Source organism: Legionella navarrensis (genome assembly GCF_052527415.1).
In genome coordinates this window covers 31,989-53,853 of sequence record NZ_JBNVZR010000002.1, presented here as the reverse complement: position 1 = coordinate 53,853, position 21,865 = coordinate 31,989, and the positions used below count along the sequence as shown (strand labels likewise).

Below are 21,865 nucleotides of genomic sequence, written 5' to 3'. Positions count from 1 at the left end.
TTTGCACGAGGCTAATGATGTCAATTAAATCGGATAGATGGATAGAGAAAATGTCGCGTGACCATGGCATGATTACGCCTTTTGAATCGGGGCAGGTCCGTGAGTCATCCAAGGGACGGATCATTTCCTATGGAGTATCCAGCTATGGGTACGACGTCCGTTGCGCCGACGAGTTTAAAATTTTCACAAACATTAATTCTGCTGTGGTTGACCCGAAATCCTTCGATCCCAACAGTTTTGTCGATGTGAAGTCAGATGTATGCATCATTCCACCGAACTCCTTCGCTCTGGCGAGAACCGTGGAGTATTTTCGTATCCCGCGCAATGTATTGACGATTTGTCTTGGCAAATCAACCTATGCCCGCTGTGGCATCATCGTCAACGTCACCCCTCTGGAGCCAGAATGGGAAGGGCACGTCACGCTTGAATTTTCAAATACTACAACCCTGCCAGCAAAAATTTACGCACACGAAGGTGTGGCGCAGATGTTGTTTTTGGAATCGGATGAAGTATGTGCTGTTTCCTACCGTGACCGTGGCGGGAAGTATCAAGGACAAACCGGCGTTACGCTGCCACGCACTTAAGCAGATATACCATGCCGGCGCTGCCGGCATGCTGTCAATCGTCGTTGTCTTTGGCCAGAACTACGCTGTCGCGGGAGGCGTCAACGCGCTCTTTCAACTCTTTCCCCGGCTTGAAGTGAGGACTGTATTTGGCCTCCGTAATGACTTTCTCGCCTGTTTTAGGATTATGTGCGTTACGTGGGGGGCGATAATGCAGAGAAAAGCTGCCAAAGCCACGAATTTCAATGCGTTGCCCGTTTACCAGAGCTTCACTCATTAATCCCAAAATAACATTGATGCTGTCGTTGACTTGCTTTTCAGGCAGATGCGTCATTTTTGCAGCAAGGCTTTCTATGAGTTGCGATTTAATCATACCCACCTCGGTTAGCCATGTTCCCCTGGCACTATCAGTCAGATAGGGTGCCTGATAGCAATTAAGTACCTCTTATTAATCAGTATAGACACAGTTGAAAATTATTCAATGTTATCAAGTAGCTGAAAATGCGATTTCATTTCCAGATACACGTTGCTGAATAAATGCGCTCACCACGCCCCAGCTCATCTGCACTGGTGTGACCTTGTGTGTGATGAAAGGCCCCGGGCTCAAAGCCTTGCTGGTCGTGATGATCAGCGTTCCTGGCTTCACCTGCTGCAGGTGCTGACTGATACACTGCCAGTGCCCGGCGAAAAACGCAGTGGCATTAATAAAAATGAGACTGGCATCTGATAAAGAAGTATTAAGCAAATCGCTGTGTTCGAATACGATATGGGATTTTAGATGGGCATAAGCGGGTAAAGCGGTTAAACGCTGTCCTTGCTTCTCAGCACACTGATGCAGCAAAGGGAGCAGTTCTACGCCACAGCTTTTCTTCACGTCAAACACCATCGCGCATGCAATCACCGCTTTCCCTGAGCCACTGCCGAGATCATAAAATACCGTATCCGAGCCCACTTGACAGAGGCTGAGCAGGGCGATGAATGATTCAAAGTCTATCTCGCCATAAACGTACTCCGGCGCATCGCCATGCTGACGATCGCTGCGTGAGAGAGAGAAGCCATCCACGTCAGCATACAACCTGTCAAACGCTCTCTTATGGCGCTCCAGATCAAGGGAGCGTCGCCAGCGCTTGATTTGTCGAGCCGGTTTATACCAATACCATTGCAGGCCCAGCAACAATACAAGACCTGACATGAAGGCAATAAAGATACTGCTAACCATTTTTTTGCATAATGCGATTTCGTTCCTGCTGCGACAGATTGGGCCAGGCTTTTAACAGCGCTTTACCAGCCAGCCGCTCATTAATGGCATTTTTATGAATTTCCCAGGGCGATTCGTTGCTGATATATAAACCAATTGCCAAAGCCGTAAAAAATGTTGTTACCAACGCCAGGGCGCTGGCCCGCCATTGAAAATGCCGCAATAGACCAACGCTGGATTTCAAACTGTCATTCGCTATTCTTTCGACCTGCTCACAGGTTTCCTCCGCGATACGACGGAACTGCTCCGCATCATATCCAGATAATTTTTTATCAAGCTGCGCTGCAACCTGCGCCGAATCAAATTGTAAATCCTGCAGCTTCTGACTGGCGAGCTGTGAAAATTCCTGCTGCTGTGCGGCCATGCTGGCAATCAATTGGTTTCCTGTACTTTTTAACGCGGCCAAATGAGCTTCACTCTGCTTCAGGGCATCCTCGGAAAATACACACAGACGGGCAATACCAGCCTCAGTCAACACAGTCTGCAAATCCTGCAACTCAACACGCAACTGCTCCAGCTGCCTGTTGACAGCCTGCTCCTGCGCCTGCTGCTGTTGCTCAATATCCTGCCTCCAGGCGAGCATTTTCGCTTCCGCCAGTTCAAAATACGCTATGAATTCACCTGCATGACGTAACAACGCCCTAAGCCGGCTTATTTCGTCGTCATGAAAATGCTCCATATGCTCTCTCCCGGTCACGAATACGATACGGCTTACAATCATACCCGACCATTTTTGCAGCAAAACTAATGCCAACTATACAGAAACGCAGGGTCTACAGGCCATAAGGCCAGTTTTTTATTGAATTATAAATAGATTGCCCTTGTTTTGTGTTATAATTACATTGTTACTTCAAATTGGGGGCGACCTGGCTTCGACGTGGGTTGCGAAACCTGAGGTGCATGCCGAGATTGAGACCTCTCGTAAATCAGACTCAATAAACATAAATGCAAACAATGCAAACTTTGACGAAGGAGATGTTGCTATCGCTGCGTAAGCAGAGGTAGTTACAAATCTGTAGTCGCCGTGTGCCGCCTAATCCCGGCACCCCGTTCGACCGAGCCCGCTTATCGGTATCGAATCAACGGTCATAAGAGATAAGCTAGCCGCTTTGTGCGTCTCGAGCAAATCGGCGAAATTCAGAGAACCGCTGTGTCCCATCCTGCCTGTCGGAGTGGCCACAGTTAAATCAAATGACAAGGCTACGCATGTAGATCTAAAGGCAGAGGATTTGCGGACGCGGGTTCGATTCCCGCCGCCTCCACCATATTGACTTCCTAAGACATCCAAAAACATCCTACAGGCCTTGAAATAAAGGCTTTTTTTATATAACCTTCGTCCAACAAGATTCATTAAAAGCCCCCAAGAGCCTACCAAAAAGTGGGGCCTATTCAGGGGCTTTATGCGATCGTAAAAAGACGAGGCCCCCATGACCCTTACTGTTGTAGAAATCAAGAACGCTAAACCTAAAGACAAACCTTACAAAATGGCAGATGAGAAAGGGCTATACCTTTTGGTTAATCCTAAAGGCTCAAAGCTCTGGAAATTTAAATATCGCTTTTCAGGTGTTGAAAAGAAGCTTTCTTTTGGTGCGTTTCCTGATGTGAGTTTGGCTGCTGCGAGAGAGGCTCGGGATGAAGCACGCCGACAACTAACCAATACAATTGATCCTGGAATCTTAAAGAGCTCGATTAAGCGCTCAAAGAAAATAGCAGAAGAAAATAGCTTTGAAGCAGTTGCTCGGGAATGGCATGCTAAATTTACGCCTAAATGGAGCCAAAATCATGGTGAGCGTATTTTAATACGTCTTGAGCAAAATATTTTTCCTTGGATTGGTAAACGTCCCATTAATGAGGTCAACGCCCTTGAAATTCTTTCTGCATTACGCCGAATTGAAAATAGAGGTGCAGTTGAAACAGCACATCGAGTCTCGCAAATTTGTGGGCAAGTGTTTCGTTATGCCATTGTAACGGGTAAAGCTGAACGCAATCCCGCTGCTGATTTACGTGGTGCATTGGCGCCCGTGAAACAAAAGCACCATGCCAGTATTACTGATACAGTTGAAATTGGAAGGCTGTTATGTTCAATCAATGATTATCACGGCCACTTCGTCACAAAATGCGCCCTGCAATTAGCACCATTATTTTTTGTAAGACCAGGGGAGTTGCGACATGCCGAATGGACCGAGTTTGATCTGGATAAAGCGGAATGGCGAATTCCTGCAGAAAAAATGAAGATGAAAGCACAGCATATTGTGCCACTTTGTACGCAAGCAATCGAGATCCTCAATGAGTTATGTGCTTATACTGGCTCTGGAAAATACTTGTTTCCCAGTTTACGTTCCGCAACTCGTCCCATGAGTGAAAATACCATATTGGCGGCATTACGGCGCTTAGGGTATAGCTCTGATGAAATGACAGGTCATGGTTTTAGAAGTATGGCATCTACTCTGCTCAATGAAAACGGTTGGAATCGTGATGCCATTGAGCGGCAATTAGCGCATGCTGAACGCAATAACATTCGCGCAGCATACAACTATGCTGAATACCTTCCTGAGCGGCGTACTATGATGCAGTGGTGGGCAGATTATCTCGAGAAACTACAAGATCAAAACAACGTTATCCCGTTATTTAAAAGTGTTTAGGCCATCAGCAAGCTACGTGTTTTTATAACCGCTGTGAATGCGCTTGATAGAGATGTTTTTGAAAATGAATGAACGTATTCCTAATATCATCTATGCTGCCCAGTTTATCTTTTGCATCCTCAATTGCACGATATTTTAATCGTAATAAATCGGGTAGCTTTTCTTGAGCAAGCTCATCCACACCGGATTCAATATATTTAGATAAAACGAACTCAAGAAATTCTTTTTGTGTATTATTAAGCAGGGTAAATATGTTTTTCTGTGCTTTGGCAACACGCTCTTCACGTGTAATAGGTGTAATGTTATATGCCACATATTCAAGCACATCAAACAGGTCGCTCTGCTCTGCATTAATTAATTTTTGCAGCTCTGTTAAAACGTCATGACTATATCCGGCTTTTTCAAGCTTCTCTAATAAGGCTTTTCTTGTGGAAGGATCAGACCAGATTTTACGAAGCTCTTCCTCGCTTTTGAAAAAAGCAGGCAGTGATCCGAATAGATTTTGCATAAATTCTTCAGCAGAAATAGGTTTACCATCCGCACTCCAGAATGATGTCGCTACCATATGCTGTATTTGTCTTTCCTTGCCGTCTCGCAGCTTGATCTTGAGCATTATCCTTCTATTTTCTTCTGGTGTTTCTTCATCTCTGATATAGGGCCCTTCTGGTTCATGAGTCGTGGTTACTCTGCTCTCACCTACTGTGGTTTCATCAAGTGGTTCGCCATCCCATGAATGATCGTTAAAATGATGATATGCACCAACAAAATCATAAATCGTAAAATATTCTTTTCCATCAAATATACGGGTACCACGACCAATAATTTGCTTAAACTCTATCATCGAGTTCACTGGTCGCATTAAAACAATATTTCGAATATTTCGCGCATCTACGCCCGTTGATAGTTTTTGAGAAGTGGTTAGTATCGTCGGGATGAATTTCTCATTATCACGAAAATCACGTAAATATTGATCACCCAATGCTCCATCATTGGCTGTCACTCTCACACAGTAAAATGGATTTTTATTCTTACTTTGCTGGTTGATGAGGTCGCGCACAGCGGCAGCATGGTCTTGTGTTGCACAAAAGACGATGGTCTTTTCATTCTGATTAATCATTGAAAGGAAAAGCTCGACTCGATTGGCCTCTTTAGCCTTTATTTCGATAATCCGATTAAAGTCTGCCTCTTGATATATTTTTCCTTCCTCGATTTCACCCTCAACAACCGTATCATCAGAGGTATAAACGTATTCATCTAATGTGGTCTGTACCCGTTTTACTTTAAATGGGGTTAAAAAGCCGTCATTGATACCTTCTTTCAACGAATAGACATAAACTGGCTCACCAAAGTAGGCATACGTATCCGTGTTACCTTTTCTCTTCGGTGTAGCAGTTAAGCCAAGCTGAACTGCGGGTGAAAAGTACTCTAAGATACCACGCCAGTTACTCTCATCATTCGCACCCCCACGATGACACTCATCAATGATAATGAAATCAAAATAATCCGGGGGATAATCTCCAAAATAAGGCTTATTGTCCTTACCGCTCATAAATGTTTGAAAAATAGTGAAGAAGAGACTGCCATTGGTTGGTACGCTGCCTCTTTTTCTAATCTCTTTGGGGTCGATTCGCACTAATGCATCTTCGGGAAAAGCTGAAAAATCGTTGAATGCTTGGTTTGCCAGTATATTTCTGTCTGCTAAAAAAAGTATCCTTGGCCTTCGAGAACCATCACGCTTCAAATTCCACCGAGAGTAAAATAATTTCCATGCAATTTGAAATGCAATAAATGTCTTCCCGGTGCCCGTCGCCAGTGTCAAAAGAATACGGTCACGATCATTTGCAACCTCTGATAATACTTTATTAACGGCAATTTCTTGATAAAAATAGGGTGGTTTTGTGCCGCTTATATCACTAAATGGCACCGCATCAAATTTATCGCGCCAATTATTTTCTTCTGGAAATGTTTTCTTCCAAAGTTCATCAGGGGTAGGGTATTTGTCAATTAGCTTTTCTTCACCTGTCTCCATGCAGATTTGATAAATTTCTTTTCCATTTGATGCAAATGTCGTTTTAAGTTCCATCTTAACGGCATATTCTTTCGCTTGAGCGACACCTTCACCCACGCCTAGGTCGGCACGTTTGGCCTCAATAATAGCGAGCTTTTGATTCCTATAAGACAAGACATAATCAGCGCGTTTTGGTGTCTCACGACGACCACCGACTTGAATCCGGCCTTTTGTAATAGCATGATTGCGAAACACTTTTGTGCCATCAACAACACCCCAGCCACTTTCGCGCAGTTTAGGGTCAATTAATTCCGCACGTGTTTCATCTTCTGTCATTATGCAACAACCTCGATTTTAGTTAATTCACCGCTGAAAGCTTTTTGAAGAATTGATTTTTTCAATTCTTCCAGATTATTAATTATAGCTTCATATAAAGCTTCGAGTTTTTTGGTTTCGGTCGAAAGTGCATCAAGTTTCTGGACGATATCTTGCTGTGTGTTAATTGATGGCTTATTGAATTTAAAGTCCAAAATTTGTTGTCCGCTTATATGTGGTACTCCAATACCAGTTTGGACATCAATTAAATAATTCATAAATCCCTTAGATTTTAGCATATAAAAAAGTAGTGAATTATCTAGTTTCGGTTTGGTTCTTAAACAAGCAGTTCGTTGAACTAATAATGCAGGAAGATCATTTTTTAATAATCTCGCCACTTTCAATCCTGCTTTGACCCAAGGACGATCCATAGCCAACACGATATCATTTTCTTGTAATTGATATTTTTTATAAACCTCATACTCTGTTTTTTTCCAGCGTTTCGCGTTTTCCCAACGTAAATCACCTTGCATGATATTATCACCCCTCAAAAGCAAAATATCATCTTCCGCCTCTGTGTACGCTTTGCTTTTAAAAGCAAAACCGACTAATAAATCAATTTCATTTTTTAATACAGTTTCTTCCCAGCCCTCGCCTTTATTTTCAAACAAGTCTTGCAAATAACTCTCAAAAAGTTCTTTGGCATTTTTGAGGTTTTGTTCGGCATTGGCTTTTACCTTGGCTATGGCGGCAAAGGCTTCATCTAAGATGGTTACGATGCGTTGTTGCTCCGACAGTGGTGGAAGAGGGATTTCAAAGTTGTTGATCTGTTCAGTACTTAAATTTGGTTGTGCAGCCCCCGCAGCAATTCTTAAACTCTCTTCAACTTTTGTAGATAAAAAATAATAGAGATACGGTTTAAGTAATGCTTTTTTAGGAATAAATTTGCCTACACGTTGATTTAGATAAAAAACTGTATCACTTGTATTTATACCCAGTTTACCTGTCGTTGCTCCTGACATTGCAATTACTAAGTCATTTTTAAATACTTTAAACCTCTCAAAATTTTCTTTGTAATCGTTTGGATCAAAATATACCAATTGATTTACTTCTAATGACTGGTTTTGAATATTTGTAATTCTAAGAACTGGTAAACCAATTTCTTTGTATGTTTTACTCTTAAAAGCGAAACCATTTTGAAAATCACATATTTCACCTAATTTCTTTTTCTCCCAACTCCTCATATCAACTCCAAAATAGAGTTTAAAATATGGGTGCTTTCTTTATCTAAGGACTTTATTTCTTCCACAATTTCCTGTGGCTGGCGTAGAGCGGCTTCTTCTTTTTTATTGGGGTTTTTGGCGCTGAGATCAAACGTTTTTTGGTCAATATCCGCCACATTGATTGACCAAGAATTTTCGCTGTTAGCTTTTGTCTTTTGCAGTTCCACAAACTCAGCTAAATCTTTTTCGCTCAGTGCATTAGTCTTGCCAAGGTTTCTATCCAAACTCAGTTGGTAAAACCATACTTTTTTGGTAGCACTGCCTTTTTCAAAAAACAGCACTACAGTTTTAACACCTGCACCTGTGAACGTACCTCCTGGTAAATCGAGCACTGTATGAAGGTTGCAGCTTTCTAAGAGCAGTTTGCGCAGACTGGCTGATGCATTATCTGTATTTGAGAGAAATGTGTTTTTAATGACAACAGCAGCTTTACCCCCCGCCTTCAACGATTTAATGAAATGTTGCAAAAATAGGAAAGCCGACTCACCCGTTTTAATGGGAAAATTTTGCTGTACCTCAGAACGCTCTTTCCCGCCAAATGGAGGATTAGCAAGAATAATGTCATAACGATCTTTCTCTTGAATGTCGTCAATATTTTCAGCCAAGGTATTGGTGTGAATAATATTAGGTGCCTCAACCCCATGAAGAATCATATTCATCGTACCTATGATATAAGCAAGCGCTTTTTTCTCTTTACCGTAGAATGTTTTTTTCTGTAGCGTTTCAATATCTTTTGTACTTAACTCTTTACTTTGCAGGTAATCAAATGCCTCTACCAAGAATCCAGCAGAACCTGCAGCACCGTCATAAATCCTGTCTCCGATTTTTGGGGCAACAACTTTTACAATTGTTTTAATAAGCGGTCTAGGAGTGTAATACTCACCACCATTTCTACCCGCATTACCCATATTCTTGATTTTGTCTTCGTAAAGGTGGGACATCTCATGCTTTTCCGCATGTGATCGAAAACGAAGCTGGTCAATTAAATTGATAACTTCTCGGAGGTTATATCCACTTTGAATTTTATTTTTGAGCTCATGGAAAATTTCACCAATCTTATATTGAATCGTATCGGGACTCTCAGCACTTGTTTTAAATTTCTTTAAATAAGGAACTAACTTAAGATCAACAAAATCCTTGAGATCGTCGCCACTCAGCGCCTTATGATGGTCTAGCTTGCCGTCCTTGCCCTTAGGCGCCGCCCATACTTCCCAATGATATTCTGGCGCAATAATTTGTTGATACGTCTTGCCCGCTAATTCTGCTTCTGCCTGCTTATCCTTCTCGAAATCATCCAAGTATTTGAGAAAGAGCACCCATGAGGTTTGCTCTACATAATCCAGCTCACTACTGCAGCCCGCATCTTTATGCAAAATATCGTCAATATTTTTGAAGGTTTGCTCAAACATTATTACACCTTTTCATTTTCTTCATTAGAAAGTTGGGTTTCTATTCCCCGAATACTTATCTCATTGATCTCACAATAATCACGAATCAATACTTCAACCATATTAGCTATTGAACGATGCTGATGCTCAGCCGCCGCACGCAACGCTTCTTTGAGTGCAGGTTCGATTCGAAAAGTTAATGTGGCAGTTTTATTTGTAGCCATTATTTTCCCAATTTATCAATACAAGTGATATAGGATGTACTGCAATGTACAGCAAAACCCTATACAATCCAAGCCTGTTAAATTATCTGCCTATTGTTGTTCGGTAAATAAATTGAAATAGAAGGATATAGCTAATGAAAAAATTTACCTATCCAGAGGAACCTGGCTGGTTGTTTAAAGGCGCTCACCCATCACATGGTTTTGGTGGTAGCTCAGCAAGAAATTGGAGTTATTATAGTACGCTTACAATATATGAAGTTGCAGCACTAACCTTTGGAATGAATCCGTATACGTGTGAATCATTTTGGGAAGATAAGAGCAACTACGGAACTTTACATATTGGAATATGGGAGGATCGACTTACTGAAATCATACGTGCAGTTCATGCTGGAGAAATTAGAACGGCAGGTACTTGTACCGAAATTAACAAAGACACTTTAGTGCATACGGTTGATGTTGAAAATTATTTCAAACCACGACGTATGGAACCAAAAGAAGACAATCAGATCCTTGGGGAAACTGAACGAAAAACCATGCTAAAAATTATTTTGGGGATGGCCATCCACGCATATTCATATGATCCATCCTCTAAGCGTAATGCTGCAACAGGTAGTAATAAAAATAGTATAAGCTCTGCTTTGCAATCTTTGGGACTGGATATTTCAGAGGATACTATTCGAAAATACTTGGACGAAGCAAAAGAACACTTTTCTACATCGTCTTCCTAAAAAGTTAACCGATTCGGTTAACTCACAGCCGAGTCCGGCCAATCATTATGGCAAGCAACCTATCGTGTAACTGTGTTTAACAACGCCCTTGGAGGGTTCAACATGGTTACAAACATTCTAAGATTACCTGCAGTAAAGTCAAGGACTGGATTATCTCGAAGTACTATCTATTTACGCATGTCAAAAGGAGATTTTCCTTCCTCTATATCGCTTGGTGATAGAGCTGTCGGATGGATTGAAGCTGAAATAACTGATTGGCTGGAAAAACATATTAAAGAAAGCCGTAAGTCAGTGCAGGAGGTGCGCTCATGAGCACAGCCCTGACAGATTTAGCAAACGAGCATTTAGAAACCGTCATAAGCGATAAAACCGATATTGTAGACAATAACAATTTTTTGCTCTCTATATTTGGCGAAGTAATAGCTGGTCGACATCCACTTTTGGTCAGTTTTAAAGGAAATCCGGCCGACGGCCCAAAAAGTAAATGGACTGCTAAACCATGGATTAATGGCACTTCTATACCCACTATTCGTGAGGAGAATAATTATTTTAGCCTTGGTATGTTTAAACCAAACGATGCTGGCCAATATCGTCGAACAAAAGCAAATTTCTGTGGATTATACGCTTTAATGCTTGATGATATTGGTACAAAAGTAAATATAGAAAGGCTAACTCTGCCACCCAGCTGGTTTTTGGAAACCTCTTCTGGTAATTATCAAGCAGGTTATATTTTAGATGAACCATTAAACGATGTTAAAGCAATAGATCAACTCATGAATGCCATAATAAATGCTGGCTTGTGTGATCCTGGGGCAAATGGAGAAACAACACGGCTCGCTCGACTACCCATTGCAGTGAATGGCAAGCATCAGCCTCCATTTCATTGTCAAATGGAGACATGGTCTCCAAAGCATCGTTATTCAGTTCAAGAATTGATTGAAGGTCTTCAACTTGAAATAGTTCACACAGAGCGATCAAAACAACAGAGGATGGACACACCAGAAAATTATGATGTAGATACTGAAACTGTTTGTATTCCTTGTCCAGAAGAGAATGCTGTGATTACTATTTTGCGGCAACGCAACTTATATAAAGCTTATCTTGGCATGGGTAAACATGACATCACTTGTCCATGGGTCGAAGAGCACACTGACGCAATTGACAGTGGCACTGCTTATTTTGAGCCGGATGATAATTGGCCTGTCGGTGGTTTAAAATGCTTTCATGGTCATTGTGCTGGTAGGCATATTCGTGACTTATTATGCATACTTGGGATTACTGTAAGTGCCGCACGCATGAAATCTGTTATTCGTGTTCTTGCTGGAGAAATTCATCGTGTGGCAGATGTAGCTGAACTTGAATTGGCGCGATCAAAAAAATATTATCAACGAGGGAATCTAATTGTAGCAATATTTAATGATCCAGGAACGCATGAAACTCGGATACAGGCAATATCTAAACCTGCTTTAGTTCGCGCACTGGCAAGTGCTGCTGTTTGGGAGCGCTTTGATGGTCGAGCACAAGAGTGGGTGCGCATTGATCCACCCGAGCGTCACGCCGCTGTATTATTTGATGCAGCGAATTATGTGCATTTACCTGTGCTCAATGGTTTAGCGCGGCAACCATATCTTCGTTCAGATGGCAGTCTTATGAATACAGCGGGATATGATTTAGCTACTGGTATGTTTGGGATGTTTGATGCGAATAAATTTTCGATTCCTGATAAGCCATCACGTATGCAAGCAGAAGAGGCTCTTGCATTACTGCTAAATCTATTAAGTGAGTTTCGTTTTTCCAAAGGATCTGATCAAGCGGCAGCGTTAGCAGCAATTTTAGCTGCAACAATTCGACCAAGCCTTGCTCTCGCACCTATGTTTCATGTACGAGCTCATATAGCTGGCTCGGGCAAATCTTATTTGTGTGAATTGATTACAGCTTTTGCGACACCTCAGCGAGGAACGCCGACCACGTTCCCAGCTGATGATGAAGAATGCCGTAAACTGTTGTTGGCAGAATTACTACGTGCACCAGCGGTTATTGAGTTTGACAATCTCACCAGTGACCTCTTGGCACACAAAAGCTTGTGTACAGCATTAACATCAGAGTTTATGAGTGGACGCATACTTGGCGTATCAAAAACAGCTACGGTAAATACTCGTACACTCTTTTTATCAAGTGGCAACAATGTTGGCCCTATCCAAGATATGGCACGACGCTGCATAACGATTAGTCTTGATCCTGCTGTAGAAACACCGGCGACACGCACCTTTAATCGACCTAATTTGGTTCGTGATTTGCTACAAGATAGAGAGCGCTATGTTTCAGCAGCATTGACAATTATACGTGCATGGATCATTGCTGGCAAACCGATGACAGAGTGTAAATCGTTGGTTAGTTATAGTGAATGGTCTGACTTCTGTCGGCAACCGTTGTTATGGCTTGGTTGCGCAGATTCAACATCTTCAGTATTTGAAGCATTATCAGAAGATCCAGACAGAGAAACATTAGCACGTTTATTAGAAGCTTGGTATGCAGCATTTGAGAGAACACCAACCATGTTGCGCGAGGCCATGAATAGGCTCAATCAGCTTCGTGATGATGAGTTAAGAGAAGTGTTGCATGATATTGCTAGTGAGCGAGGTGAAATTAATCGCCGCAAGCTAGGATGGTGGTTCAAACGACATGCCGGACGAATTGTAAATGGTTTGCGTTTAGTTCGTTGTAGAGGCAACAGTTCGGCTGAAAAATGGCGCGTGGAATCGGTTTCTCCGGTTTTAGCGGTTTCAAACTGTCCTAATGAAAAAAGTGACAATTCAGCATATGAATATCGTCGTGCTTCATCTGGGGAATGATTCACATGCTTTTTCCCAAATGATTTCGGTAAAATAAGGAGAATATAATGGGGGGAACCGGTAGCGGACGACATTGGTATTATGGAGCAAAATCGACAACAAATAGTTATCGAACCATTGATGTGCGGCAATGGCAACGTGAGAAATTACTTACGCCAGGTAACTCATTTGGTCAGCAATGGAAATGTGAGGGCGATGTGGTTGCATCTGTTCATGCGGATGTAGCCCAATCTTTAGATCATCTTATGTTAAGGTATTGGCATAGAAAAAATGGAAATGAGTGGCGAAGCTTTAACTATTATATAAGCCTTGTATGGACTGATTGTCATTTGGGCGGTCAACGTCCGTGGTTTATTTGCCCTACACGTGGATGTGGTTGTCGGGTCGCTATTCTATATAAAGGCAACATTTTTGCTTGTCGCAATTGTTTCTCGCTAGCTTACCCTAGCCAGCGAGAAACTGTATGCTATCGAGCTTCAAGAAAGGCCGATAAAATACGATCACGCCTAGGTTGGCAAGAAGGCTTTTTAAACGAAGATGGTCGAAAACCCAAAGGAATGCATTGGATGACTTTTGATCACTTATGTGAACAACACGATAATTTAGTTCTTTTGTCTTTGACAGAGGCAGTATTTCAATCTGGTTGAAAGGTAGTAAAAAACAAAAAATAAAAGGCTTACCATATGATAACAAAAGACAAAATTCGGCAAAAACTGCTTGAAACAGTTAAAAATGAGATAGAGCGTAATAAGAGGTCTCGTATTTCGTCGAATCTGCAATCGGGTGTGATATTACAAGAGGTTGCCAAGCAGTTTGAAATTACTCACAACCCAACTTATGAGCAAATGATATTGTCTGAATTTCAATGTTTGATGAATACAGGCTATCTTGCGTGGGGATATGATTTAGCGAACCCCAATCCACCATTTTTTCATATAACTGATCAGGGCATTAAATCACTAGAAAATTTAAATCGAGATCCTTGTAACCCCAGCGAATACTTACGTTATATCGACAGCCAATGTCAACTTGATGATACTGAACGTTCGTATTTAAATGAAGCAATAAGTACCTTTAATGCTGGCCATCATAAATCTGCCGCGGTAATGATAGGTGCAACAGCGGAATGTTTAATTTTAAAATTACGTAATGCAATGAATCAGAAACACAGTAAACCACCGAAAGGACTGTCTGATTGGAAAGCTAAAACAATTTTCAATACACTTAAAACAGTTTTGGATAAACATGTGAGTATTATGTCTTCTGATTTGCGTGATGAGTACAATGCGTATTGGCCAGCATTTAACGAGCAAATAAGACGTACTCGAAATGATGCTGGGCATCCAGAAAATATATCATCATTTAAATTTGAAGATGTTCATGCCTCATTATTGATGTTTCCAAATGTGGCGAAATTAACAACGCATTTATTAGCTTTTATTTCTAATAATCAATTTTCATAAATCATAGGTATTGGGGGTGTTGTATTTGGCGGTATTAACGCTAATGATTATGGTTTAATCATATCTAGCCAAGCCTCAACAATCATGACCATAGCCAATGTATCTAACTCACAATATTTTAGAAGGGCTTTTTTAAGCTCTTTTCGTTCAAAATCACTCATATGAGTAAATTGTAATTTGGCATAAGCAATGGTTGCGGCTCCTCCTTCTTTTAGATATTCATCTTCAAACAGTAGTTCAATTTCTTCATCGGAGGCTTCTTTATTGATGGGCTCTAAAAGCAAGTACGGATCTTTGATAACACCGTTTTCATAGATGATCCATTGTTGATTGATGAAATTTTTACTCACAATCCCGTCTTTGCAACCATAAATCGGCCGACCATATTTTTGCTGCAAATACTTAGAACGGTTCAAAATAGCAGGTAATACCTTCTTGATTGAATTTGAACCGTTGGTCAGTGGATCATAATAAAATCGTTTTACCAATTCCCATAAGTCCACCATGCATCGTTTTCCCTCCCATTTTTCACGGCTCTTAGAAGGTGACTTTGTAATCGATTTAATAAACCTAACCAAGACATCCAAATCTTCTGGCGGTTTTGGTAGAGCTAGTAATTGCCGCAATATCATATTTAAATAGGTATTCTCATGATCGCTATATCGAAAAATCGTACCATTGTCTTTTTCAAGCTCCAACTTTAAAGCGCGAACAAAATCAATCGATGGATCGATGCCAGGCTCAGTATTTAAATACTCTCCCACATGCGCCACACACCCTTTTTCGTCCATCATGTGATGGGAAAATTGAAAAGCGATACCTTGGTACGGGTGTGCTCCCTTTTTAAAAGGGATAGGTAGCATCGCTGTTTCAAAATCGATAAAATGCAATGGATACACCCAGGACTGCATTTCCTCACGCAAACCTTGATCATCTATCCAAACGGAGTTATCGCCGTTTTGAACCTTTTCAATTTGCAACCATTGGCGCTGACTCATTGATGCCCCTGGTTTTCCATCTTCCTTGGTCGGAAAATCAATTTCATCGAAGTCACGCAGTTTTATTAACCCTTTTTGTAAGTATTCGTCCTTGCGACCAAATTTCCATAAATCCAAAACGGTGGGAGCAAGAAAATCATTGTCTTTGTAGCCAAGTGCTTCATGCCAACATTCCTTGAATCCTGATAATAAGCCACTTGCTTCATCATGGGGTAATGTTTTGAATTGGCATTTAGCACATGCTTTTTTAGGGATGGGTGTCGATTTTAATCCATTAAAATACTGCTGACTAAACTCCTGAAATCTATCGATGAAAGAGCGTCCCGCAGGATCGATCTCGGACCAGATTTTATCTGTCAAATGATCAACATTGATTTCTTTAAGCAGATGCACTGACAAATCCTCAGCGGTTAGCGGTTCTAAAATTTTCACGCTTGTTTTACCTGATTGATCTTTGGCCAGTAAAAACTTACAATTCAATCCATCTGTTGGGCAGATGCTGTCCTTGTCAACAAGCATCAAATAGCTTGATATGCGGTAATTCGGATAAACCTTCTGAAGCACCCATTTTTGAAAGGCAACGTCGGCCACATAAGGTTTCCAATCGGCATTGATTGTTCCATCTCTCTTTTCTATTTTTTTGATTTCTTCACTACTGATGGATTTTGATTTGATTTCAACTAATCTCAAATGGTTCTGATGTTTGATTAGAACGTCTGTGCGGATTAAATATCCTTGATGCAAGACTTCCGCTTCAAAAAGGGTAATTGACTCCGCCTCAAGCAATCGTTTTGTTGCATCCAGGACTGATTCTTTGTGTTCTGGCACTACAAATATGCCGTCTGGGAAATAACATCGAGCCAAGGCTTCTACCTGATACCCACCTTCTGCCAGTGCCTTCAGAAACGAATCTTCCATCTTCTGATTGGCATATTGTGGCTTATCGATATAATAGAGCTTAGTGGGACATTCTAAGGCCAGTTTGAATTTAGATTTTGTTAGTTTTAAAGTCGCCATCATTTATCTCTTTCGAAGTAAAACTCAAGTTCCCCTTCTTCAGAGTATAGCTGCTGGAATTGGAGTAGCTTTGCACGTAAAAACAACGACGAGTAACCCAGGAGTGCATCTGAATCACTTTCAAACAAAATAATAACAATTTGCACTAAAAATTGTCGAGGAGTTAATATAGATGAGACCAAAAATCATCAACATCGAACCATTATCGGCAGCACCATTATATGTGGAATCATTTTTCAATGAGACATTAATTGCAAAGGCAACATCTTTTATGGTGAAGCGAAAAAATAAATTTTTCTTGTTGACCAATAGACATAATGTCACTGGCAGGGATCAAAATACTGGAAAGCCACTGGATGAGAAAACTGCAGCCATTCCCAATAAGATTCATGTTTATTTTAATATGAAGGGATGTGTAGGTAGAAATATTCGTTCAGAATTCCCATTGCTGATTGATGAGAAGCCAGCTTGGTACGAACATCCATTTTTGAAGGAGTCTATTGATGTCGTAGCATTTCCGGTGCCTGTTGATGATAGTAGTCGTTTGGAAGTTTCGCCATATTATGACCTAGATGTGGAAATTAAGCATGAAGCTGGAATCTCACTAAAACCTGGGGTGCGATTAAATATTATTGGATTTCCTTTTGCAAAAAAAACGATGAATAATTTCGGTATATGGATTACTGGGTTTTTAGCTAGTGATTTCGATATTGATGTTGATGGCGACCCTAAGTTCTATATCGATGCTAGAACAAGAACAGGGCAATCTGGCTCTCCTGTAGTGTTCTATCGTCACGGTGAAAGTGTTACATTGAACAACAATACAACGCACATTTCTTGGTCAGGATATCAATTATTAGGCATATATTCCGGCCGAATTGCCCCTGAATCAGACATCGGGATTGTTTGGAAAACAGGGGTTATTTGTGAGCTTTTAGATGCCATTAAGGTATGAATAATTATGGCTAAATGGCTATCATTTTCTGAATTTCCGGATTTTTATATTCAGCGTGGCCGGCTTCAACTATCAGATTTGGAAATGGGTGGTATGTCGCCTTCCCATGGGTATGGCCGCACAACACCAAGAAATCGATATTAGGATGCTTGGTGCAAATATTCATCAACACATCACCAGATGCTTTTGAAGCAAAATAAGGCAGCCAATCATCATCGCTTATTTTCCCTTCATGCAAGCACGCTTCTTTGAATGGTGGAATATGAGTTAAAACAATAATTCTTTGGGGGCGCTGTATTGCAGCTTGTATCAGCTGTTCTTGTAACTGACTAGCGTCGTAGTCGGCAAGTTGCTGCATTTTGGCTAGCAATTGGGATCGCCCTACAAGCTTTTCTTGAAATAAATCAGAGATCATTCTGCTGTCATTAAGCGTAATTCGACTATTATGATAGTCACCCAAGCGTCCATCGGCCCGGCCATCTTGACCAACTAATAATGTATCATTATCTAGTTGCATAAACTTAGAAGCAGGAAGCCAAAATAAATACTCATTAGACTCAGTCAAGGCTCTCATTTCGTTGCGTACGGTGTCTATTTGACCTCGGTAAAAATCGTGATTGCCAAGAATGTAATAAATCGGCATTTTAATAAAAATTGCCAACTCTTTTAATATATTTTTGATACTGGGCGCTTCTGCAATATCACCGCTTATCAATACACCATCGCATTTGGTGTTAATAATTTCTTGGTAGAATCTTGTGCGTTCATCTGCATCAAGGAAATTTAAATGAATATCGGTTAACCATGCCAGACTCATGTTACTTACTCTGTATAGAAGTTAATTTTTGCTCGAGTAATTCAATTCGATCATTGGCAATACTTCCGTATTGAGCAAAATGGCCAGGAATAGCGCCTTTAAATGATGGAGAAATCATGATTTCTCGCAGCGAATCAATCAAGTATTCTTGAAGGGTTGAATCAGAGGTTTTGATTTCATCTACTATTTCAATGCGCCCATCCAGCACTGATACAATATCCTCAAAATCATGGCTGGCGTAAAAATCCATTTTGCCTCTTGTTTTAAAGGCTTCAAATTTGGTGGCTAGAAAATAAGGTGCTGTAACAACACGAATTTCAAGATTCTCAGTCAATGAATAAAGGTTTGAGAACTCAATTGCTTGTTTATACCAGCGATTTCCAAATCCTAAAATTGTTTCATCAGTAGGCATTACATCAAGAATGACATCATCATAAAACCAACGACAAATGACATCTTCCGTTATGGATTTCTTGAAGCCTTGTTTGTTAAGTTTTTTCTCTAACTGGTAGTATTGATTCCTGGAAATAACATCCACGATACAATCAACATCAAGTGTATAGCGCACATCTGGCACTAGAGGATCGGACAAGAATAAACCTGTGGTACATCCTCCCAGGAAAACAACATCGTTTCGAATATCACCTAATTTTGTTGCGACAAATTCTAACATTCTTAGATTCGCCAATTTCACATTATTATCCAGCATGATTTAATTTTTCCTTCAAAAGTGCTGCTGCAAGGTTTCGCTCACGTGGGCGCCCCGAGCGCATGACATCAATTAAGACAAGTAATTCATGAAAAGCAGAGTCGGGGTTTGCTCGTAACGTTCTTGATAAATTAGGGTGAATAGGTAATAAAGCAACACCACGCTCCTCTCCCATTGCATCAGGCCAAACGGGAATAGGGTCATTACCCAATGCGATTTTATCGCGAAAAATGGGAGCGGCAATTGCTGCGGGAGTCCCTCTAGTGTATTCACCCAACTTTACAGGAAAGAGGAATTTGATTGAGTGTATTAGAAACTCTTCTGCTGCATGAACATTAGGGAAAAGTTTGCCTTGTTTGTCTTTCCTTAATAACCCCGCTTCTTCCAGTCGCTTTATGCCCGCATTAACTTCAGCTAAACTAATCCCCAATGCGGCGGATAATTGGCGCTGGGATAGGTCTATACCGATATTTGCTAGTAGTTTTATTAATACAACGCAATCCTGTGACTTTAACATGGTATTATTCTCTAAATAACATAAATTAAGTATATCACAGCCGTTCGCTGTTCGCGAACAGAAGAACGCATGGGTTGATCGAATGATCTTTTGGTTGATGATATTGCTTCAATCTCATAATTGAATTATTAGATGGTAAGTATATGCGATTTGCTAGAGCAATAAACTAGCCCTGCCTATACTTATATGTAGCATATCAAATGGATGAAATTTTATGGTTCGCTACGATAAAGTTAAGCTGGCATTTGATTTCTTTTGTATAAAAGAAAAATCCTGTCAATCATTTACTCTTAGAGAATTGGCTGATTTTACTGGTTGGAAAATAGAAACTTGTAAAACTTATGTATCGAAACGCTGGCACCATCTTCTCAATCCATCAAGAGGGGGAGAGTATAGTTCAATAGGGATGTCTTCTTTAACTAGTGATGAGTTCCTGTCTCTTCATAGCCAAAAATTGGCTATACACCAAAATAATTCAGAACAAACAGAGTTAGTTAATAAAGCGAAAGACTTTGCAATGTTGGCCGTGGGAGTTTACAACAATCCGCTGTTTAAGCTGAAGACATATGGCTATATTGTAAATATAACTATAGCTTTTACTGCACTATTTCTATCAATTTTTTTAAAAAAAGGTATCGATGTTTTTGAAAAAGACAAAAATGGTGGTTACATTGAGATTGATGGGGGAAAAAAATACATTAGCCTCAAAGCATGCTGTGATTTATATTGGGGAGAGTATACAACACCTGAGCGAGAAAATTTAAATCTCTTAATTGGGCTAAGAAATAGAATTGAACACAAAGATTTACCGCATTTAGATTTATTGGTGGCAGGTTACTGTTTATCTTCTTTATCTAACTTTGAAGATATTTTGAGCCAAGAATTTGGCCAGGAGCATGCTTTGATGGCAAACCTTGCAATAGCGCTTCAGTTAACAAAATCATCCCTAGCTCAACAAGATGCGGCTTTAAAAGCATTTCAAAAAGAAAACTACACGGTCGTCAGAGAATATATTAAACAATTTTCAGAAAAACTTGATATGAATATTGCAGACAGCCAGCATTTTCGCTTGAATGTATTTCTTATCCCCAAGATCGGGCAAAATAAAAGTAACTCTGATTTGGCTTTGGAGTTTGTGGATGCCACAAAGATGAATGAAGAAGAGCTAAAGGACTACAATACTGGGATAGCACTGATTAAAGGTGTTAAATCACCATACAAATGTCGCCCGGGAAGGGTGGTTGAGTTGGTTTGTGAAACACATCCCGATTTTAACATGTCCCGTCATACCCAGTTAAGGAAAAAATACAAGGCAAGACCTCAAAAGATTAATAAAAGTTTCCAAGGCAAGTATGCGGCATATGTAGAAGGTTTTGATGGGTACCTTTATACTATGGCGTGGGTTGATTTCTTGATATCAACTTTAAATAAAGAAAGAGAATCAGGATAATCTATTAATCGTTCGCTATTCGCGAATAGAAGAACAGTAATTGGTGTAATTTGGTTCAATTCCAAGAGTAACACTCCACAAACAGGGGCCTATTTGGGGGCTTTTTCAAAAACCAAATTCAAATAATTATTCAATATCAATCAATTAGATAGCCAATGGTATGGACGCCGCCCCACCAATTAAGTTGTTGATTTATAAGGTTGAAACGACAGTCATTGCAAAACACGGCACCATATCGGCACCATTTCAGAATCTTTCGGGGTCTTTCGGGTCTTTCCAACTTACGGGGGCACTCGCGGTTAACAACAGAGCACCCTAACACGAGTCCTGTAATTTTCAAAATTCCGAAATCCATAAGCTCTACGCTGAATCAGTTTCATCTTTCTATGAAAGCCTTCAGTAATACCGTTAGACTTTCTAAACCGCCACATGCGAAAAAATTCGGCAGCACGATCAAAGTGAACGGCAGCGAGGCCTTCAAACAAGCGATCGTGCAAATAGCCGCATCCTTCAAAATGCCCATTCAGTCTGCGAAACCTGTCCGAACTCTCTGTGGTTCAGCTCACCCGAAGAAGTGAAATGCTATTGCAGAATCATGCACATGATAAGTTAGTGCACAAAAGAACCGAATCTGATAACAAATTGCGATGGGCGGTTTCTCGGGCAAGAATGAAAATA

General features: G+C 40.6%; 20 protein-coding genes, 1 other RNA gene and 1 pseudogene. 10 read left to right on the top strand and 12 right to left on the bottom strand.

Annotated features, from left to right (window positions below):
• The first annotated feature begins 17 nt into the window (after positions 1–17).
• The gene (dcd, locus tag ACQUTA_RS01870; RefSeq protein WP_444986659.1) at positions 18–584 is read left to right on the top strand and encodes a dCTP deaminase; all 567 of its coding nucleotides are present in this window, start codon (positions 18–20) and stop codon (positions 582–584) included.
• A gap of 34 nt (positions 585–618) precedes the next feature.
• Here the strand turns inward: dcd and ACQUTA_RS01865 are convergent, their stop codons facing one another.
• From ACQUTA_RS01865 to ACQUTA_RS01855, 3 genes are all read right to left on the bottom strand, one after another.
• Positions 619–936: an integration host factor subunit beta gene (locus ACQUTA_RS01865; protein ID WP_444986495.1), complete on the bottom strand. Its 318-nt coding sequence runs from the start codon at positions 934–936 to the stop codon at positions 619–621.
• Positions 937–1,050: 114 nt separating this feature from the next.
• The gene (locus ACQUTA_RS01860) at positions 1,051–1,782 is read right to left on the bottom strand and encodes a class I SAM-dependent methyltransferase (protein WP_444986494.1); all 732 of its coding nucleotides are present in this window, start codon (positions 1,780–1,782) and stop codon (positions 1,051–1,053) included.
• Complete coding sequence (locus ACQUTA_RS01855) at positions 1,775–2,542, bottom strand: hypothetical protein (protein WP_444986493.1); 768 nt, start codon at positions 2,540–2,542, stop codon at positions 1,775–1,777. The genes ACQUTA_RS01860 and ACQUTA_RS01855 overlap by 8 nt, the downstream gene beginning before the upstream one ends.
• Before the next feature lie 136 nt (positions 2,543–2,678).
• Between ACQUTA_RS01855 and ssrA the strand changes: the two genes are divergently transcribed.
• Positions 2,679–3,086: a transfer-messenger RNA gene (gene ssrA, locus ACQUTA_RS01850) on the top strand.
• 162 nt (positions 3,087–3,248) lie between these two features.
• Positions 3,249–4,463 (top strand): tyrosine-type recombinase/integrase, encoded by a 1,215-nt coding sequence (locus ACQUTA_RS01845; RefSeq protein WP_444986492.1) that lies wholly within the window; start codon positions 3,249–3,251, stop codon positions 4,461–4,463.
• Between the two features lie 22 nt (positions 4,464–4,485).
• Here ACQUTA_RS01845 and hsdR read toward each other — a convergent pair whose 3' ends face one another.
• Genes hsdR through ACQUTA_RS01825 form a run of 4 tightly spaced genes read right to left on the bottom strand, consistent with a single transcriptional unit; the run spans position 4,486 to position 9,681 of the window.
• The gene (hsdR, locus tag ACQUTA_RS01840; RefSeq protein WP_444986491.1) at positions 4,486–6,807 is read right to left on the bottom strand and encodes an EcoAI/FtnUII family type I restriction enzme subunit R; all 2,322 of its coding nucleotides are present in this window, start codon (positions 6,805–6,807) and stop codon (positions 4,486–4,488) included.
• Positions 6,807–8,030: a restriction endonuclease subunit S gene (locus tag ACQUTA_RS01835; RefSeq protein ID WP_444986490.1), complete on the bottom strand. Its 1,224-nt coding sequence runs from the start codon at positions 8,028–8,030 to the stop codon at positions 6,807–6,809. The genes hsdR and ACQUTA_RS01835 overlap by 1 nt, the downstream gene beginning before the upstream one ends.
• The gene (locus ACQUTA_RS01830; protein ID WP_444986489.1) at positions 8,027–9,478 is read right to left on the bottom strand and encodes a class I SAM-dependent DNA methyltransferase; all 1,452 of its coding nucleotides are present in this window, start codon (positions 9,476–9,478) and stop codon (positions 8,027–8,029) included. Before ACQUTA_RS01830 ends, ACQUTA_RS01835 begins: the two co-directional genes overlap by 4 nt.
• A 2-nt stretch (positions 9,479–9,480) precedes the next feature.
• Positions 9,481–9,681, bottom strand: coding sequence for a type II toxin-antitoxin system antitoxin (locus ACQUTA_RS01825; RefSeq protein WP_444986488.1), 201 nt, complete (start codon positions 9,679–9,681; stop codon positions 9,481–9,483).
• A gap of 134 nt (positions 9,682–9,815) precedes the next feature.
• On the opposite strand from ACQUTA_RS01825, the gene ACQUTA_RS01820 reads away from it, so the two are divergent.
• The 5 genes from ACQUTA_RS01820 to ACQUTA_RS01800 all read left to right on the top strand — a co-directional run bounded on the left by ACQUTA_RS01820 (position 9,816) and on the right by ACQUTA_RS01800 (position 14,724).
• Positions 9,816–10,409: a hypothetical protein gene (locus ACQUTA_RS01820; protein ID WP_444986487.1), complete on the top strand. Its 594-nt coding sequence runs from the start codon at positions 9,816–9,818 to the stop codon at positions 10,407–10,409.
• Between the two features lie 102 nt (positions 10,410–10,511).
• Positions 10,512–10,721 (top strand): helix-turn-helix transcriptional regulator, encoded by a 210-nt coding sequence (locus tag ACQUTA_RS01815; RefSeq protein ID WP_444986486.1) that lies wholly within the window; start codon positions 10,512–10,514, stop codon positions 10,719–10,721.
• The gene (locus ACQUTA_RS01810) at positions 10,718–13,261 is read left to right on the top strand and encodes a hypothetical protein (protein ID WP_444986485.1); all 2,544 of its coding nucleotides are present in this window, start codon (positions 10,718–10,720) and stop codon (positions 13,259–13,261) included. Before ACQUTA_RS01815 ends, ACQUTA_RS01810 begins: the two co-directional genes overlap by 4 nt.
• A gap of 47 nt (positions 13,262–13,308) precedes the next feature.
• A complete protein-coding gene (locus ACQUTA_RS01805) occupies positions 13,309–13,908 on the top strand; it encodes a hypothetical protein (protein WP_444986484.1) in 600 nt (199 codons plus the stop codon).
• A gap of 36 nt (positions 13,909–13,944) precedes the next feature.
• The gene (locus ACQUTA_RS01800) at positions 13,945–14,724 is read left to right on the top strand and encodes a hypothetical protein (protein ID WP_444986483.1); all 780 of its coding nucleotides are present in this window, start codon (positions 13,945–13,947) and stop codon (positions 14,722–14,724) included.
• A 47-nt stretch (positions 14,725–14,771) separates the two neighbouring features.
• On the opposite strand, the gene ACQUTA_RS01795 is transcribed toward ACQUTA_RS01800, so the two are convergent.
• Positions 14,772–16,742 (bottom strand): DUF2779 domain-containing protein, encoded by a 1,971-nt coding sequence (locus tag ACQUTA_RS01795; protein ID WP_444986482.1) that lies wholly within the window; start codon positions 16,740–16,742, stop codon positions 14,772–14,774.
• Positions 16,743–16,911: 169 nt separating this feature from the next.
• On the opposite strand from ACQUTA_RS01795, the gene ACQUTA_RS01790 reads away from it, so the two are divergent.
• Positions 16,912–17,694 carry a hypothetical protein gene (locus ACQUTA_RS01790; protein ID WP_444986481.1) on the top strand — a complete coding sequence of 261 codons (783 nt, stop codon included), beginning with the start codon at positions 16,912–16,914 and terminating at the stop codon, positions 17,692–17,694.
• A gap of 10 nt (positions 17,695–17,704) precedes the next feature.
• Here ACQUTA_RS01790 and ACQUTA_RS01785 read toward each other — a convergent pair whose 3' ends face one another.
• From ACQUTA_RS01785 to ACQUTA_RS01775, 3 genes are read right to left on the bottom strand one after another with little or no spacing between them, the layout of a single operon-like run.
• Positions 17,705–18,511 (bottom strand): metallophosphoesterase family protein, encoded by an 807-nt coding sequence (locus ACQUTA_RS01785; RefSeq protein WP_444986480.1) that lies wholly within the window; start codon positions 18,509–18,511, stop codon positions 17,705–17,707.
• A 1-nt stretch (position 18,512) separates the two neighbouring features.
• A complete protein-coding gene (locus tag ACQUTA_RS01780) occupies positions 18,513–19,220 on the bottom strand; it encodes a hypothetical protein (RefSeq protein ID WP_444986479.1) in 708 nt (235 codons plus the stop codon).
• Positions 19,210–19,737: a winged helix-turn-helix transcriptional regulator gene (locus ACQUTA_RS01775; RefSeq protein ID WP_444986478.1), complete on the bottom strand. Its 528-nt coding sequence runs from the start codon at positions 19,735–19,737 to the stop codon at positions 19,210–19,212. Before ACQUTA_RS01775 ends, ACQUTA_RS01780 begins: the two co-directional genes overlap by 11 nt.
• Positions 19,738–19,951: 214 nt before the next feature.
• Between ACQUTA_RS01775 and ACQUTA_RS01770 the strand changes: the two genes are divergently transcribed.
• Complete coding sequence (locus ACQUTA_RS01770) at positions 19,952–21,187, top strand: DUF3644 domain-containing protein (protein ID WP_444986477.1); 1,236 nt, start codon at positions 19,952–19,954, stop codon at positions 21,185–21,187.
• 299 nt (positions 21,188–21,486) lie between these two features.
• Here ACQUTA_RS01770 and ACQUTA_RS01765 read toward each other — a convergent pair.
• Positions 21,487–21,630: pseudogene (locus ACQUTA_RS01765) on the bottom strand (transposase); the annotation flags it as partial.
• Positions 21,631–21,865: the final 235 nt, after the last annotated feature.